General features: G+C 69.4%; 13 protein-coding genes. 6 read left to right on the forward strand and 7 right to left on the reverse strand.

The genetic code is table 11. The features are described 5' to 3' along the window. Positions 1–185: 185 nt before the first annotated feature. The 7 genes from AWQ68_RS32695 to AWQ68_RS42985 all read right to left on the reverse strand — a co-directional run bounded on the left by AWQ68_RS32695 (position 186) and on the right by AWQ68_RS42985 (position 8,220). On the reverse strand, positions 186–941 hold the full coding sequence (locus AWQ68_RS32695; RefSeq protein WP_084464651.1) for a TetR/AcrR family transcriptional regulator: 756 nt from the start codon (positions 939–941) through the stop codon (positions 186–188). A gap of 240 nt (positions 942–1,181) precedes the next feature. Then, a complete protein-coding gene (locus AWQ68_RS32700; RefSeq protein WP_066948093.1) occupies positions 1,182–3,710 on the reverse strand; it encodes a DUF262 domain-containing protein in 2,529 nt (842 codons plus the stop codon). Between the two features lie 194 nt (positions 3,711–3,904). Further along, the gene (locus AWQ68_RS32705; protein ID WP_066948095.1) at positions 3,905–5,923 is read right to left on the reverse strand and encodes a polyprenyl synthetase family protein; all 2,019 of its coding nucleotides are present in this window, start codon (positions 5,921–5,923) and stop codon (positions 3,905–3,907) included. Positions 5,924–5,941: 18 nt separating this feature from the next. Continuing rightward, positions 5,942–6,730, reverse strand: coding sequence for an ABC transporter permease (locus tag AWQ68_RS32710; RefSeq protein ID WP_157546031.1), 789 nt, complete (start codon positions 6,728–6,730; stop codon positions 5,942–5,944). Continuing rightward, the gene (locus tag AWQ68_RS32715) at positions 6,727–7,380 is read right to left on the reverse strand and encodes an ABC transporter ATP-binding protein (protein ID WP_157546034.1); all 654 of its coding nucleotides are present in this window, start codon (positions 7,378–7,380) and stop codon (positions 6,727–6,729) included. The genes AWQ68_RS32710 and AWQ68_RS32715 overlap by 4 nt, the downstream gene beginning before the upstream one ends. A 175-nt stretch (positions 7,381–7,555) precedes the next feature. Next, the gene (locus AWQ68_RS32720) at positions 7,556–7,996 is read right to left on the reverse strand and encodes a zinc-binding dehydrogenase (protein ID WP_281217808.1); all 441 of its coding nucleotides are present in this window, start codon (positions 7,994–7,996) and stop codon (positions 7,556–7,558) included. Then, complete coding sequence (locus AWQ68_RS42985) at positions 7,993–8,220, reverse strand: hypothetical protein (RefSeq protein ID WP_157546037.1); 228 nt, start codon at positions 8,218–8,220, stop codon at positions 7,993–7,995. The genes AWQ68_RS32720 and AWQ68_RS42985 overlap by 4 nt, the downstream gene beginning before the upstream one ends. A 393-nt stretch (positions 8,221–8,613) precedes the next feature. Between AWQ68_RS42985 and AWQ68_RS32725 the strand changes: the two genes are divergently transcribed. The 6 genes from AWQ68_RS32725 to AWQ68_RS32750 all read left to right on the forward strand — a co-directional run bounded on the left by AWQ68_RS32725 (position 8,614) and on the right by AWQ68_RS32750 (position 17,019). Further along, on the forward strand, positions 8,614–9,942 hold the full coding sequence (locus tag AWQ68_RS32725; protein ID WP_066948100.1) for an LVIVD repeat-containing protein: 1,329 nt from the start codon (positions 8,614–8,616) through the stop codon (positions 9,940–9,942). 84 nt (positions 9,943–10,026) lie between these two features. Further along, positions 10,027–11,202 (forward strand): branched-chain amino acid ABC transporter substrate-binding protein, encoded by a 1,176-nt coding sequence (locus AWQ68_RS32730; RefSeq protein ID WP_157546040.1) that lies wholly within the window; start codon positions 10,027–10,029, stop codon positions 11,200–11,202. An 8-nt stretch (positions 11,203–11,210) separates the two neighbouring features. Further along, a complete protein-coding gene (locus AWQ68_RS32735) occupies positions 11,211–12,992 on the forward strand; it encodes a copper resistance CopC/CopD family protein (RefSeq protein WP_066948105.1) in 1,782 nt (593 codons plus the stop codon). Between the two features lie 16 nt (positions 12,993–13,008). After that, on the forward strand, positions 13,009–13,761 hold the full coding sequence (locus tag AWQ68_RS32740; protein ID WP_157546043.1) for a hypothetical protein: 753 nt from the start codon (positions 13,009–13,011) through the stop codon (positions 13,759–13,761). Positions 13,762–13,796: 35 nt separating this feature from the next. Further along, positions 13,797–15,671 carry an LVIVD repeat-containing protein gene (locus AWQ68_RS32745; RefSeq protein WP_066948111.1) on the forward strand — a complete coding sequence of 625 codons (1,875 nt, stop codon included), beginning with the start codon at positions 13,797–13,799 and terminating at the stop codon, positions 15,669–15,671. Positions 15,672–15,810: 139 nt separating this feature from the next. Continuing rightward, on the forward strand, positions 15,811–17,019 hold the full coding sequence (locus AWQ68_RS32750; protein WP_066948116.1) for a branched-chain amino acid ABC transporter substrate-binding protein: 1,209 nt from the start codon (positions 15,811–15,813) through the stop codon (positions 17,017–17,019). Positions 17,020–17,035: the final 16 nt, after the last annotated feature.

The raw sequence follows: 17,035 nt of genomic DNA on the forward strand, positions 1-17,035 counted from the left end.
CCGGCTGAGCCGGGCACTCCGGGCCGGTGAGGAGCCTGCGGAGCATCGGCCCGGCTTCGCTCTGAAGGGCGTTCTCGAATCCGATTCCCGGCCTCGTGGCCTATATCCCAATTTATCCGGTTAGTCCTGGCGTGGGGGTACCGGCCATTCCGGCGAACCAAATGGCCGTACCGGTCCGGCAGCCCTCACCAGCCGGCGTCGTCGCGGACCGAAAAGCCGTACGCCGAAGGCTGCTGAATCTGGGGCCGGAATTGATTCTCCATCGGCGAATTCGCCAGCCGAGCGAAGACGTCGATGGCCCGGGCCACCAATTCCTCGGCCTCCTCACGGGTGGCGCAGGCGGCCACCTCCCGGCATATCCCGCCCATGGCGTCGGTGACGATCGCGACGATCGCGCGGACGGCCAGTGGATCGTCGTGTCCCGGGGCATTCGCGCTGTCGCGAAGCAGTGCGGAATTCTGCCGGAACCAGTCCTGGTTGATGCGACGCATGCGTAGCCCGAACCCCGGCGGCGTGTCCCCGTCCGCGACGAGTCGCACCACGTCACGGTGTTCCCACGCCCCGAGCAGGTAGGCCCGGGTCCCGGCGAGGAACAACCGGAGTCCGTTGGTGACCCCGGCGGCCCGTACGGCGGTGACCGTTTCCCTGGCCCGCGCCTCCTGGCTGCGTTGGTACCGCAGCCAAATGGCGACGTAAACGTTGGTCTTACTGCCGTAGTGGTAATAGAGCGACCCCACGCTCATGCCCGCACGCTCGGTGATATCGCTCACGCTGGTCGCGGAGAACCCTTTCTTCGCGAAAAGCTCTCGGGCCGCTTCCGCCAGGCCGCGTGCGGCCTCGGTCTGCAGCCTCGGGTCGTCGAGATCGATGAGCGTCTCGGCGTCTTCCCCCACTTGGGGCAATGCCTCCTGCTTTCTCGCCTTCGTACCGGACTTCGCCATGTGTGCCCCCAACCAGGCCCAACCGATCCGCGTGAACCGGGAGATCTGAATGGCATTCAGTCTATGGCACGCGGCGGACCCTCTGCCAGGACGCGGGACTCGGACCGATAGAGGCCCGGCGAACCCCGCGTATCCGGTCCGAGCACGACAGCGATGTCCGCCGCTGCCCGCCAAGCCTCCCCGCTGTCAGTCGAACTGAGAAAGGCCGGCGAAGCAGCCAGGGCGTCGGCTCACCTTCGCTCAGGTGGCGGCGTTCACCTGAGCGGCGAACCAGTCGAGTACGCCGACAACGACGTCGAAGACGGCGTCGTTCGCGAGCAGAGTGGCCTTGAACGAGGGATACAACTCCAGCTTTCCGACGGGGATGTCCACGCCCGGTGCGCCGTTGATCCGTTGTCTCAGCTCCTCACGCAACGCCGGGTCGTCGAACGGGGTGCGTCGCTTGAGCGTCCCGAAGGGAATCGACACCGTGTCGGCGTAGAAGCGGACCGCGTGGATCGTCTTGCCGGCCACCTTCATGATGGGAGCGCACGAGGCACCCGCCGAGGTGCCGAACTCAACCTCTCCGCCATGTGCCCGCCAATGCTCCAGCGCCCGCTGGACCGCACCGGCCGCCTGGGGGCCACTCTGCTCGTTGAGCTGCTCGACGAAGCGCCGCTCACGTTCCCCGACGACCTCGGAGTCCGATGCGGTCTCCCCGCTCAGCTCGTTCTCCGTCATGTCGGCCGCGCCGGGAAGTCCGAGCAACTCGGCGAGCTCCCGGGCACTCATGTGCTGTCCGGGGTCGGCGTAACCGGCCTCGTCGAACCTGATCCCCTCTGCACGAAGGACCTCATGCACATCTCTGTCGTCCTCGGGGTCCGTCCAGCGGAAGCTCCCGGACACCTGCCCGGTCTTGGTCAGCACCCGATGGGCGTTGAGCACCGGGACGGTGGCCAGATGCACCCCGACAGGAACCGCGTGCGAGCCGATCAGCTCGGCTACATCCGAGTAGGAGGTCCAGGTGGCGGGCGGGAGGGCTGCCAGGGCGTTGTGCAACAGCGTCCAGTCGCGGGAGGCGGCGGTGCCGCGGTCGGTCTCCACGGGCCCGGGCCAGATCTCGATCGCACGATCAGCCAGCAGGTCGGCCCGGGCGAGAATCTGCGCCTTGCCCCAGGATTCGGCGGCGGCGATCTCCTGGTTCATCACCAGTCCGCTCTTCGCCAGCAGCTCGCGCTTCGTGCTGAAGGATCCGTTGCTGAGCTCTGAGTTGTACCCGGTGAGCGTGAGGTTGCCGAGGGTGTGCACGAGCTGCCGGTGCAGCAGGCCGGGGTCGTCGCTGTCGGCGGACAGCTCACGGAGCCAGTCGGCGGTCAGAGTCTGCGGCAGAACATGCTCGATGCTGATTCCCTTGTCCGACAGGACCACTCGTTCCTTCCCGCCGAGCGATGCCTCGAGGCGGCGCAGGATCAGCTTCTGTTGTGCCGCGCGCCCCTGCCAGTAGAACGCCCGGCTCCGGATCTCCTCACGAAGCTGATCATCGGATGGCCAGTACAGTCTCGCGGGTGACAGGGCCGTGCGAACGGCCTGCGGTATCGACTCCTCATCGGACGACAGCTGCACGGCGAGCCGCTGAAAGATCCTGTTCAGGTTGCCGGTGGTCACCCCCGCGATCAAGCGGCGAACAAGGAAGCTCTCCACATACAGAAGGGTTTCGGCGACTTCGTCGTCGTCGATCACGTGGTCCTCGCGGAGCTCCAGCAGGCGCATCACCAGCGGATAGGCGGTGGTGGCCTGCCAATCATTGAGGAACCGCAGCCGTCGCCCTGTCGAGGAGTCCTCCGCAGGTTTGAGGATCTGCTCCAGGTGCCGGGCACGGCGGTGGAGCTCCTCGACGTACTCCTCCACCCTCGCCTCGTCGCCCGCCAGCTCCAGCAGAATCTGCTGATGCCCCCGGTAGACGGCGTTGTACTGCGCCTCGTCCCCCTCCCTGAGAACCAGAACCAGGTACATCAGCTGTTCCATCGCCTTGGGCGACAGCCGCTTCTGCATCGGCAGCCAGTAGTCGTCATAGACGTCCTGGCCCCGCCTCGGCAGACACATGAACACGTAGTTGCGGATCAGGTCGACCTGGCTGAGCCGGGTGCCCGTGTTGTTGATCGACTCGAAGATGCGGAACGCGTTGTCGTCCTTCTCCACCAGAATCTGCACCAGGTTGAGCCGGTCCAGCAGCACCGACTCCACCCGCTCGATATCGTGCGGATCGGCCGGATCGTCGAACTCCACCAGCATGCTCTTGAAGAACTGGTACGCGTTGCCGACGAGGCTGTCGGCGGCCCCTCCCTCCGGTGCCCCGTCCACGCACGCGATGAACGCCGCCCGGTCGCTCTGCGTCGGCAGCAACCGGTAACGCATCTCTCCGTGCTGCCATCTGTTGATCAGGTGGAGCTCGTTGATCCGCTCGCGGTGAATCGGGTCCTCCGCCACCAGATAGTCCCTGATGGCGCACAGCGCCAGCATCAGGGTCGTCAAGCGCTGCTGACCGTCCACCACGATCCACTGCGACCGGCTCGGCGCCAGGTCCGGGCCGGGCGCCAGCACCACCGAGCCCAGGAAGTGGCTAGGCGCCGACTGCCTGCCCTCGGCCAGCACATCCACCTGGACCTTGATGTCAGCCCACAGCTGCGCGAGCTGCGGGCGCTCCCAGGTGTACTGGCGCTGGTACAGCGGGACCAGCAGCTGCTGGTCGCCCTGGATGAGTCGGCGAAGTGTGGTCTCGTTCGCTTTCACGGCATCTCCTTCTTCGCCGTTCTCGTCGATCAGACGCTCAGTGCGTTAGCGATCATGCCGAAGCGTAGGCCGCTGTGCTGTCGCCCGTCAGCGGGATGGCGAATTTGCCGACGATCACGACCGACGCCCCTGCCCAGGACGTGTACGACCGTCGAAATGAAGGAACGAGGCTCCCGGCCGTGGACGGCCGATGGTCAGCGGGCCGCGCCGGTCTCGACGGGATCGAGGAGGAGCTCCCGGCGTAGCCGGGCCAGGTACGTTCCGCTTCCGGTGGACGAGCGGCTGTAGCGGTCGACGTCGTGGAAGGCGCGCCAGCCAGGCAGCCGGTCTCGGACAAGGCGAAGGAGGCCGACTACCGGCACGGCGTCGGCGCCCTCGGCGGGCCACAGGCTTGCGGGCACGGAGGTGAGTATGGCGTCCATCTGGGCGTAGCCGTCCTCGACCCGGCGGGTCACCTCGTCGATCGCCTCCTGTCTGGTGCAGCCGGTCGCGTGGCGGAGCACCCTGACCAGGTTGTAGGGAGCGCCGGCGGCCTCGTCGTGCTCCAGGGTCCGCAGGTCGTTGTCCGCGAGTACGGTGGCCGTGCCGAGGTCCAGCAACCGCCGGAAGAGCGGATGGTCGCGTACCGACGGCTCGAGCTCCCTGCCGTACACGATCTCGAAGCCGCCCAGGAAGAGGGGCACACCGGCACTGCCCAGGCGCAGCGGGACCTGGTCCCGCAGGCCGGGGACGAACCCGCTGAGCCGGTGGCATGCCTCGCGCTCGGCTGCCTCCAGCCATTCCAAGAGGTGGTCGAGGGCGCGCGTCCGCCACGATGGCGGCTGGGTCAGGCGGATCCGCTCCCAGGTCTGGGCCAGGGCCGTAGCGACCGCTCCACCGGTCGGCGGCGTGTCGTCGAGCCCGCGGATGAGGAGCGCGAGCCGGCGTCGCAGCCGGACGACCTCCCCGGTGTCGGCGAGCCCCGGCTCGTCGAAGAGGTCGTCGAGCACGAAGCAGACCAGCAGCCACCGGGCCAGCGTCTCGAGTTGCTCGGGGTCCGCGCCCGGCCACATCAGCGCGGTGGTCGAGGCCATGCCGCGCCATCGCGGGTGGCGGACCTCCTCCGGCGTGGCGGCGAGTCCGGTGTCCAGCAACCAGGCGTCCAACCGCTCCTGCACCCGGGCCCGGACGTCGGCCTGAGCGGGAGCGGGAGAGGGCGGGGGCGCGGGCGGGGGCGCAGTGACGAGAGCCGGCCCGGCGTGCCCGGCGGAGCTCATGATCGACCGGACGTAGTCGGCCAGCCCCTCCCGTGACCGCGGATCGCCGAGGCCGTCGAGTTGCCGGAGAGCCGTCTCCATGTGGGCGTCGGCGACCGTCCGCGCCTCGTCCACGGCTCCGCAGGAAAGGACCAGTCGCCGCGCGCGCTCGGCGTCGGCCGCCGTGACGCCGCGGCGCAGCAGCCGGGCGAGCGCGGGTTCGCGGGCCAGGGCCTTGATCACGGGGAGCGTGTAAACGCCTTCTGGGATGTCGGAGTTGGCCGGCTTCCCGAGTTCCCCGCTCGTCGCGGTCAGGTCGAGGATGTCGTCGCGCACCTGGTACGCCATGCCGATATGCCAGCCGAACCGTGCCAGGGCCTCCTCCGCCTCGGGACCCCGCCCCGCCTGCATCGCGCCCAGCCTGCAGGCCACGGACAGCAACTCGGCCGTCTTGGCTCCGGTCACCTCCAGGTAGGCATCCTCGGTGCGGGAGAGCAGGAAGCGGTCGGCGGTCTCGGCGATCATCCCCGAGCAGGTCCGTTGGACGGTCTCGGCGACCGCCAGGGCCTCACGCCGGCCCAGCTCGACGAGGATCCGGGTGCCGCTGACGCACAGGAGGTCACCCGCCAGGACCGCCAGGCGCTCGCCCCACACGCTGTTGGCGCTCGGTCTGCCCCTGCGCTGCCGTGCGTCGTCGATGACGTCATCGTGGTAGAGCGACGCCGTGTGCAGCAGCTCGACGGCCGCCGCGGCCTTGACGGCGCGGACGTCGGCGGCCCGCTCCGGGGCGGCGAGCAGGTAGTACGACAGCAGCGCCAGGGTGGGGCGGATCAGGCGGCGGTGCCCCCCGGGCGGCTCCCTGGTCAGCGCCGCCAGATCGGACCGGCCCGGTATGCCTGCCCGGCCGAGGATCTCCCGTACCCGTTCCAGGTCGGACTCCAATGCGGGGAAGGCACGGGATGCGCTTGCGGATGTCATGGATCCTCCTGACGGGACTCACGGGCGCGCCGTCACCGGCGCGCCTGCCGGCTGGTGCGCGCCCCTGCGGCTGACGAAGGCGGAGACGCCGAGGGCCGCCGTGCCCAGTGCCCAGCACGCGGCGGGGGCGACGGCATGCCAGGGCACCGTGTCCAGGGCGATGGCCGCGACGGCCGACTGCATCGGTCCGAAGTCGGGCAGGTAGCGCACCAGGACACTGCCCGCGGCGGTGGTGGCGAGCGGGCTCTGCAGGGCCAGGTCGGCCGAGCAGATCACGATGACGAGGAACATGCCGGCCAGGTCGCTGGTCAGCACGGCGGCGAGCACGATGCCGATCCCGCCGTAGATCAGCGCCCCGCCCGCGAGGGCCGCGGCGAGCAGCAGGGGCTGCGCGGGCCGGTGGGTCAGGCAGATCAAGCCGGTCGCGTAGAGCGCGACGGAGACCGCGACCACCGCCAAGGCGGTGAGTTTGGCCGCGATCAGACACAGCTGCGGGAAACCGGACCGCACCAGCCGGCGGTCGAAGGATGCCGAGCGCATCGTGGTCACGAACATCATGAATCCGGTGATCAGCGCCAGGATCTGCAGCGCCCCGCCGATCTGGTTCAGGACGTTGGCCGGTACGGTGACGGACCGGCCGGCGGCGCGGACGTGGAACGGGAGAGGGATCTCCAGGGACAGGACGTAGATGAGGATGGTCCAGACCGGGATGAAGAGCACGACGATCACCAGCGCAAGGCGGTTGCGCAGGTGCTCCACGAACGTCATCCGCAACGCGGTGGCGTAGCAGTCCCATTGGCGTTTCACGGCGCACCCACCCTGTCCCCGCTCTCGGCGGCGTCGCGTTCCTGCTCCCGCAGCACGCCGTCCTCCAGCCGGTGGAGTGTGTCGAGGCGGCCCGCGTCGTAGGCGAGGTGCGAGACCACCAGCACGGAGCGGCCACGCGCGCGCAGCTCCTCGGCCAGGTCCCAGAACCGCACGTAGGTCTCCCAGTCGAAGCCCTGGTAGGGCTCGTCGAGCAGGAGCACATCCGGGTCGTGCATCAGGGCCAGGACGAGGTTCAGCTTCTGGCGGGTGCCGCCGCTCAGCGTGCCGGGGCGGGCTCGGCGGCGGGCGGGGAACCGCAGCACCTCCATCAGCTCCTCGGCCCTGCGCAGGCTTTCCAGCCCGTAGGCGACCTGGAAGAACCGCAGGTGCTGCTCGACCGTGAACGCGTCGTGCAGCACCGTCTCCTGCGGGCAGTGGCCGATGCGCCCGCCGCAGTGCACCGACCCGCCGTCCGGCCGCAGGTCGCCCGCGAGGACGCGCAGCAGTGTGGTCTTGCCCGCGCCGTTCTCCCCGACGATCCCCGCCACCCGGCCCGGCGGCAGAGCGAGATCCACCCCGCGCAGGACCGGGACCTGTCGGTAGCCCTTCCGCACGTTCCGCACCCGCAGTACGGGCTCATCTGACGGCATGTGCCACTTCCCTGACCTCGTTCCCGACCCGTTTCGCCGACCTGGTCTGATCTCCTGACACGCACATGGGGAGAGGGGACGCAAAGGAAGGCTCAAGAGGTGCGCCCGTTCGCCACGATAGCGCAATGTAATCGCACAGTTGCTCAAAGTATTGGAGGCGCGCCCCTCCCCAAGCTCAGACGAGCACGACCCTGCGCCCGCGCGTGTGACCGGCTTGGCTGTCGATATGCGCCGCCGCGGCCTCGGCGAGCGTGTACGACTTCTCGACCGGGATGTGGAGCTTTCCCCGCGAGATGAGGTCGACGGCCTCGGCGAGCGCTTCCGGCATACTCCCGGCCACACCGGAGAATCGGACACCGAGCTCCGGCGCACCGAGATCGGCGATGGAGATCACCTTCTGCGGATCCCCGGTCAGCTCGACGAGCTCGCGGATCACGCCCGAGCCGGCCAGATCGAGAGCTGCGTCGACATGGCCGAGCTGCCGCACCCGCTCGACCCAGGCCGCGGTGGACGAGATCTTCCGGATGATCGAGGCGGCCTGGGAGGTCGCCTGCCCTTCTCGACCTGCGTGAGGAACTGTTCCTCCAGGTAAGACAGGGGCCGGTCGGGCTGTCACGCGTCGCTGAACGCTTGTTTTCGACTTCGACCTGCTCGAGCAACTGGTTCACGTCGTCCCGGATGAGGAGCTTCAGCTTGCCGGTGCCGACCTTGGTGAACCGTGACCACCTTCTTGCCGCAGTCGACGCCGCCGCCCGCGTCGACCTCGGCGGCGGCCCGGGCCTCGCCGACCGCCGGTGATTTGATCGCCGTCGCGAACCGGGTTTCGGACAGGACCTCCACGACTTCCTCGCCGTCCGGCTCCAGCGGTCCGGAAGGTCGGCCAAGTGGCGACGACCAGGGCCGTTACGGCATGTCAGGGCATGCCAGGGCACGCTCCACGACGAATGATGGACGCCGAGGGGGTGGCATTTCCGACATTTGCACCATGACGGCCACTAATGCCGCTTCTAGAGTCATGGCCACGTGCGACTTTTCGGTCGCATGGTTCCAACCTGCACTGAGGGCCCCTTAAGGGAGGGTGTAGTGAAAACGAAATCCCTCATGGCGGGTGCGGCCGCTCTTGCTACGGCTGTGTTATTACAGCTGTCTGGAGTTGGCGCAGCATTCGCCGACACGCCGTCCGACTCGAGCCCGTCGGACAACTCCGCCCATGGCGGTCCGATCCTCGATGACGTGCACAACGCCCCGACGACCGCTGTCGCAGGCAACGTCACGTTCATCGACAACGTCAGAGGGGTCAGCGGCTACTCGGCGCTGAACTTCATCCACTACGACAAGTACGGCTACGACTTCATGTTCGCCAACGGCACCGGCGGGCTCGCCGTCTGGTCGCTGAAGGACCCCGAGCACCCGGCCCTGATCTCGAAGATCACGGCAGCCGAGCTGCGCCTGCCGGGGGACACCCAGGACAGGTTCTGGGAAGGCGAGAACATTACCGTCGACCCGAAGCGCAAGCTGGTCTTCCTCACCCGGGACCCGCGCGGCTTCGGCGGCACCGTCAAAACCGGTCAGTCCGGCGTCTACATCGTCGACGTCAAGAATCCGTGGAAGCCGGAGACGGTCATCTTCCACCCGGTCCCGGCCGGACACACGGCCACCTGCATCAACGACTGCAAGTACCTGTGGTCGGTCGGTCCGGCCAACACGGGCACGCCAGGCCAGGACCCCTCCTGGAACGGCGTGCCGGTGCGGGTGACCGACATCCACGACATCAAGCACCCGTACACCTTCGACCGGGCGGTCGATCTCGGCCGGCACGACGGGGTCACGGACTACGTGCACAGCGTCGACGTCGACAAGAACGGCATCGCCTGGGCCTCCGGTGAGGGCGGCGTACGCGGCTACTGGACCGAGGGCAACCACTACGACCCGGTGCAGAAGCGCAACCGCGTCGCGACGGCGTACGACCCGGTGCCGTACGCGGGCGGGACCGTCGTTGCCACCAACCCGGCGGGCACCGACTTCTTCGACTACTTCGACCACAATGCCTACCACAACACCGAGAAGCTCGGCTCCTTCGACAAGGGCGAGCTGCTCTACATCACCAACGAGAACATCACGACCTGCTCACAGGCGGGCGAGTTCAAGATCGCCTCGCTGAAGGGCAGCTACGACGGTGAGGGCTGGCGTTCCACGCCGGAGAAGCCGTTCCGGCTGGAACTGATCAGCCACTGGTCGCCGTGGGGCAAGGAGGGGTCGGCCACCAGCGGTAGCTGCTCCGCGCACTGGTTCACGGTGAACGGCAACATCCTGGCGCAGGCGTGGTACGGGCAGGGCACCCGCTTCATCGACGTGTCGGACCCGAGGAACCCGACCCAGGTCGGCTACTTCCGCGTGCCGTCGGGGCAGGGCGTGACCGGCGGCTCGGCGTCGGCCGCCTACTGGCACGACGGGCTGGTCTACGTCGCGGACTACAACCGGGGCGTCGACGTCCTGCGGTTCGACGGGAAGCTGGCCGGAGAGCCGGACAAGAAGATCTGTTGGAACTCGTGCGACAAGTAACCGTTTGAGCGAAAGCACCGGCTCGAGCGTGGCGACCGCTGCGCTCGAACCGGCTTTCGATGGTGACGGGCGTGGAGGTAGAGGGTGCGACGCAGAGGTGCCGTGCGCGCGGTCGCGCTGGGCGCGGCCGCCCTGGTGGTGAGCGGTCTGCTCGATGCGTGCTCTGCCTCGGATGAGGGCGGCGGCGCCCCGAGGCCGCAGGGCGAGATGACATTCGGGGTACTGGCCCCACTCTCGGGCGACATGGCCGAGCGTGGGCAGGACCTCGTCGACGGGGCGCAGCTGGCTGCCGCTGAGATCAACGAACAGGGCGGGGTTCTGGGGCGGCAGGTGACGCTGGCCGTCGAGGACGGCGGCTGCGCGTCGGCGACCGGCGAGCAGGCGGCGACGGGGCTGGCCGCCAAGAGCGTCGTCGGGGTGGTCGGCGGGCTGTGCGAGGACGCGGCGGTGACGGCGGCGAAAACCGTGGCCGCGGATGGCACGCCGTTCCTGGTCTCCTCCGCCCGCGCCGACCGGCTGGTCGGGGCCGGGCTGCCGTCGGTGTTCCCGATGGAGGGCACGGTCTACCAGGAGGCGCTGGCCGCGGTGCACTGGATGGGCTACCGGAGCCCGCAGCGGGTGGCGGTGCTCGGTGACGGCTCGCCGGCCTCGCAGCGGCTGTCCGGCCTGGTGACCGACCGGGTCAAGGCCGACGGCCTGAAGGTGAGCAGGCGAAGCGCCGAAGCGAAGGGTCCTGACCTCGCGGAGCTCGCCCGCACCGTCACCGGTTTCAAGGCGGACTTCGTCTACTGGACGGGGGCGGCGGAACCGGGTGGACGGCTCGTGGGCGCACTACGTCACGTCGGCTACACCGGCTATTTCATGGCCTCCTCGGAGTCGGACAGCCCCGAGTTCCTGCAGGCGGCGGGAGGAGCGGCCGAGGACGCGTTCCTCACCACGTCCGCGGGCCCGCGACTTCTCCCGGCAGCGGCGGACTGGGCCGCGCGCTTCAAGGACCGCTACCGGCGGGACCCGGGCCGTGACGCGATGCAGGCCTACGACGCGCTCCGCGCGCTGGCGCAGGCGGTGCGCCAGGCGGGGGACACGGCTCCCTCCAAGATCGTCGACAACCTCCCGCGGCTCGCGGACTTCACCACCTTCACCGGGGCACTCCGCTTCGCCGCCGATCACTCGCTGGCGTATGACAACTACGTCATCGCCCAGGTCAGGGGCGGCACGTTCACCCTGGCCAGCAAGCTGCGTACGGACCCGGTCGGATGATGCGCGGCATGCACCCCGCGGGACATCGTCGGGTCCGGCTGATCGCGCGGCTGGCGATGGTCGCGTTCCTCGTGGCCGGCGGCCTGGTCGCGGACCTCGTCTCCGTCGTGGCCACGCATCCGGCGCACGCGCATGCCTACCTGCTGGAGACCTCGCCTGTCGATGGCGAGGTGCTGGCCTCGCCCCCGGCCGAGGCCCGGCTCCGCTTCAACGAGGCGGTGAGCTTCAACCAGCGGTCGATCCAGTTGCTCGACGTGACCGCGAAGAAGCTGGCGATCGGTACCCCGGGGCACGTGGACGGGAAGGCCAACACGGCGAGGGTGAGCCTGCCCACGGATCTGGCCGAGGGAACCTACGTCCTGGCCTGGCGAGTCACGTCCGCTGACTCGCACGTGGTGTCGGGTGCGTTCAGCTTCAGCATCGGCCACCCGAGCGCGCTGGCCGCACCGGTGGAGCAGGATGCCGATCCCGCCGTCCCCGTCGTCGACGCGGTCGGCCGCGGCCTTGCCTTTCTCGGTGTGGCCCTCGCCCTCGGTGGTGCGCTGTTCGTGGCCGTGCTCTGGCCCGCGGGCCGCGATGACCGCCGCGCCCGGCGCATCGTGTGGTCCGGCTTCGCCGCGCTGACGGCCGGCACCGTGGTGGTCCTGCTCGTACAGGGGCCGTACGCCGCCGGCACGTCGCTGACAGGGGTGTTCGACCCTGAACTGCTCAGCACGACGCTGTCCACGCGGTTGGGCCAGGCGCTGCTGGTGCGGCTGGTGATCGTGCTCGCCCTCGGTGTGGCCTTCGGGGTCGCCGTGCGCCCCGCCCCGCCCCCTGCCGGCGCCGGGGCGGCCGGCCTTACCCGCCGGATCGTCCTGCCCGCGGTCGCCGCGGCCGGCGCCGTCGCCCTGACGTTGACCTGGACGCTGGCGGATCACGCACAGACCGGCGTGCAGACCTGGCTGGCCGTGCCGGCGACGAGCCTGCACCTGCTCGCCATGGCCCTGTGGCTGGGCGGCCTGATCCCGCTCGCGGCCGGCGTGCTCATCCCGGCGGGGAGACGGGAGCCCACCCGCGCCATCTCCCTGGAGCCCGCGCTCCCGAGGTTCTCCCAGCTCGCGCAGATCTGCTTCGCCGTGATCGCGGTGACCGGCGTATACCTGTCCTGGCGGCAGGTGGGGACGTGGGGTGCGCTCGGCGGGACCGACTTCGGGCGGCTGCTTCTCGGCAAGCTCGCCGCCGTCCTCGCCGTGGTGGGTCTTGCCGCCGGAGCGCGGCGCTTCGTGCGGCGGCACAGCCGCGAACCTCTCGGCCTCGACACCGCGCCTTCCGCCGCGGTGCGCCGGCTGCGCCGCTCGGTCGTGACTGAGGTCGTGCTCGGGGTCGCCGTCGTGTCGATCACGGCCGTCCTGGTCGACACCGCCCCGGCCCGCACCAGCTACGCGCCGCCGGCGCACACCAAGGTCCCTGTTCCCGCCGCCGCGGACGGGGCCGACCCGGCCACCGGGCCGCGGGGCGGCTCCGTCGAGGTGAAGATCGAGCCGGCGAGGCCGGGAAGCAACGTGGCCGACATCTACATCACCGGGCGGGATGGCTCGCTGGTCGCGGTGCCCGAGGTCTCCGGCGAGCTCGAGTCGCGCGACCGCAGTGTCCCGGCGTTCCCCGTCAAGATCTCCGCAGCCGAACCAGGCCACTACGTGGCGAACTCGATGTCCATCCCCTACCCGGGGGCGTGGGTGCTGCGACTGGACATCCGAGTCTCCGACTTCGATGAGACACCCGTGCGTGTCCCGTTCACAGCACGCTGAAAGGCTGGTGGCACACATGCGAGGCGTTGACCGGAAGGCATCCCGGCGCCGGGTGAGCGGGGCCGCCGCCGGCATGCTCGCCCTCGGCGTCCTGACGGGCTGCTCCAGCGGTGCTCCGCAGCCGTTGACCAAGCCGCCCTACACCCTGGACTCCATCCGGTACGGCCTCGTCAGCCCCGGAGACCTGGGCGAAGGCGCGACCGAGTTCAAGGACAACGGCCACGCCTCCCACGTCGTCTACACGCCCCCGAACAGCATCCCGACCTGTCCGTACGTCCAGCGCTCCGAGGATGTCGAGGTCGATGTGCGGCCGGCGGTCGAGCCGGTGGGTGGGATGCCGACCGGGCGGTTCATCGTCGGCCCGCAACTCGCGGGTACGTCGTCGCTTCCGGTCGTCACACAGGGCGCGGCGGTCTTCAAGAGCTCCTCGCTCGCCGACAACACGATGGACACCGTCGTGGCCGAGTCGGCCAAGTGTCCGGAGACGTTCGGCGTGCTCGGCGGACCGCCGTCCGTCGTGGGCGATTACAAGGTCGGCAGCCGGCAGATCGAGATGGACGGCTGGAAGGGGTTCGCCCAGCATCTCGTGCACACCTCGCCCCCGGAGGTGAACCCGGACACCTACGACGACCTGGTCACCGTCGTGGTGCACAAGGCCAACGCCATCATCTACGTCGGCTATGCGCAGATCAAGGCGGTCGGCCAGCGGGCCGACTCCGACGAGAAGGTCAAGGCGTTGATGAAGACGACGCTGGCCCGCCTCGGCTAGCGCCGCGTCCACATCTATTGGAGGTTTGAGGAACGGTGAGATTCTTACCTGTTGGAGGAGCTCTGAAGGGCAGAGCCCTCCTGGCCGGCACGGCCGCGCTCGTCACGGCGGTCGTGCTGCAGACGGCGAGCCTCGGCCCGGCGTACGCGGATCCGTCCGGTCCGGTCAACCCCGGCACGGTCGGGCACGCCAGGGCCGAGGCGACCAGCCTGCAGAACCGGGCGGACGCGGCCGCGAAGGACGCCGCCAGGGCAGCCGCTCGTCTGGACGAGGCCAAGGCCAAGGCTGAGGAGGAGGCGCAGAAGGCCGCCGACGCCGCCGCCAAGGCTGAGGAGTCGGGCAAGGTCTCCGACAAGAACAAGGCGGAGTCTGCCGCCGCCAAGGCCGCGGAAGCATCCGCCAAGGCGGCGCAGGCGCAGCTGGAGTACAACGAGAAGGCCGCCGCGTCGGCGGCGGCGGAAGCGGCCGCGGCGGAAGCGGCCAACAACGCCGAGCGTGAGGCCGCGTCGCTGGCCGGCGTCACCGACGGCACCCGCACCGAGGGGACGCAGACCCTCCCGGACACCGGGGTGTTCCCCGACAACGCGACGCACAGCGACAACGTCGAGGTCGTCGGCCACGTGCGCGGGGTGCTGTCCGGCAACTCGAGCTGCCCCGCCTTCAAGCCGTCGAAGTGCCCCGCGTTCTCGTCGCTGAACTTCGTGCACTACGAGAAGCTCGGCTACGACGTCATGGTCGCCAACGGCACCGGCGGCCTGGCCATCTGGTCGCTGAAGGACCCCGAGCACCCGACGTACATCTCTGAGGTCACCGTCAACCAGCTGAAGCAGCCGGGCGAGACCATGACCCAGTTCTGGGAGGGCGAGAACCTCACGGTCGACAGCAGGCGCAAGCTCGTCTTCATGACCCGCGACTCGGGTCAGAAGGGCCTGTTCGTCATCGACATCAAGGACCCGTGGCACCCGGTGCTGCTGGGCTTCCACCCGGTCCCGCTCGGCCACACCGCGACCTGCATCAACGACTGCCGTTTCATCTGGTCGGTGGGGTCGGGCGTGCGCGGCGTGAGCTCCCCCGTCTACGTGACCGACGTACGTGACGTCAACCACCCGTTCACCTACAGCCAGGCCGTCGTCTCCGACGTCCGGCGCACCGGTGCGACGAGCGGCTCCACGCACAGCGTCGACGTCGACTTCGACGGCGTCGTCTGGGTCTCGGGCAGCGGCGGCGTACGCGGCTACTGGACGGACGGGAAGCACTTCGACCCGGCCACGCAGACCGAGCGCTACGCGACGGCCTATGACCCGATCCCGTACGCGGGCGGGAGCGTCGGCGGCTCGGAGGGCTCCTTCCTGCACAACGCCTACCGCTTCCCGAACACCCTGGGAGATCGCCCCAAGGGTGACGTGCTCCTCATCACCAACGAGAACAACAACCAGAACTGTGCGAAGGCCGGCGTGTTCATCCTGGCGTCGCTCGAGGGGACACACGACGCCGACGGGATCACCTCCACTCCGGAGAACCCGGTCAAGATGACACGGCTCGCCACGTACAGCCCCGGGGGCAAGCCCGGCCACTACGTCGACCCGACGGGTAAGGCCGGCGACTGCTCCGCGCACTGGTTCACGGTGAACGGCAACATCGTCGTCGGCGGCTACTACGAGCAGGGCGTCCGGTTCCTGGACATCTCCGACCCGAGGAACCCGCAGCAGGTCGGCTGGTTCCGGGTGCCGGACCGAGCCGCCGGCCCCGACGGCCCGGCGATCATCGGGAGCAACGCCTCCTCGGCCTACTGGCACAACGGGTACGTCTACGTCCCCGACTACGGCCGTGGCGTCGACATCCTGAAGTTCACCGGCGACATCCCCGGCAAGCAGGAGAAGAAGGTCTGCTGGAACTCCTGCGAGAAGTAGGCCTCCGGCAGATACCTCCGCCCCGCTCGCGGGCTCGCGTCACCACGGCGCGAGCCCGCGAGCGGGCACCCGGGGTTCCCTTCCCGTTCCCCGGGCCCCGCCCCCCTTCAACACGTACCGGAGCCGAGAGAAGCACCCCATGCAGCTTCCGACGAACCTCGACCGCCGTGGCCGGACCCGCCACATCCGCTGGCTCGTACCGTTGGCCCTCACCGTCCTCACGCTCCCGGCCGCAGGCGGGTGCAGCTCAGGCGGCGCCACGCCGGCCGCCCCCAGGGGGGACATCGCCTTCGGTGTGATCGCCCCGCTGTCCGGACCGGAAAGCGCGCGCGGGCAGGACCTGGTGGATGGGGCGCAGATGGCCGCGAACGACCTCAACGTCCGGGGCGGGGTCATCGGGCTGCACGTCTCCCTGGTCACCGTCGACGACGAGTGCCTCGACGACAGCGGCAAGGAGGCCGCGAAGCGGCTCCACCTCACCGAGAGCGTCGCCGGCGCGATCGGAGGCGTCTGCGACGACGCCGCCGAGGCCGCCGCGCGGGTCCTCGGCGGCAACGGAGTGCCGTTCCTCATCACCTCCGCCAACTCGCCCACGTCGGTCAGCGCGGAGGACACTCCTACGGCTTATCTCACCAACGGCACGCCGTACCAGGAAGCGCTGGCGACAGTGCACTGGATGGCCTACAACACCGCCCAGCGGCTCGCGGTGATCGCTGATGACACCCCGCAGTCCGCATACCTGGTCAAACAGGTGATCTCGGTGGCCTCGCCCGTCCCCAAGGTGGTCAGCAAGCAGACCCTGACGGCCGGGCGGCAGGACATCGCCGCAGCCGCGGCCACCGCGCTGGCCGCCGACCCCGACGTCGTGTACTGGGCCGGCTCCGCCCAGGAATCCGGCCGGCTCGCCGCAGCGCTACGGAAGGCCGGGTACAAGGGCATGTACATCGCCTCCGCGCAGTCGGAGAGCCCCGATTTCCTGTCAGCCGCCGGCACTGACGGCGCCGAGGGCGCATACGTGATCGCCACGGCCAGCCCGCAGAACCTCCCCGCCGCCGAGGCGTGGACCAAGCGTTTCACCAAGGCCTTCGGCCGCGCACCGGGGCGGGACGCGCTGCAGGCCTATGACGCGCTGCGCGCCCTGGGGCAGGCCGTGACGCAGACGGGAAAGGTGGACCGCGCACTGAACAGCGAGCAGTTGACCAAGCTCGAAGACACCTTCACCACGTTCATGGGTGCGCTCAGGTTCGCTCCCGACCACACGGTCAAATACGACAACCATCTCGTGCTGACCGTCAAAAGCGGTGCCTTCACCCTCGCCAACATGCTGCGTCCGGACAACGACATCTGACGGCCGTGGTCGATCG

Source organism: Microtetraspora fusca, from assembly GCF_001570365.1.
Classification (GTDB): Bacteria; Actinomycetota; Actinomycetes; order Streptosporangiales; family Streptosporangiaceae; genus Microtetraspora; species Microtetraspora fusca.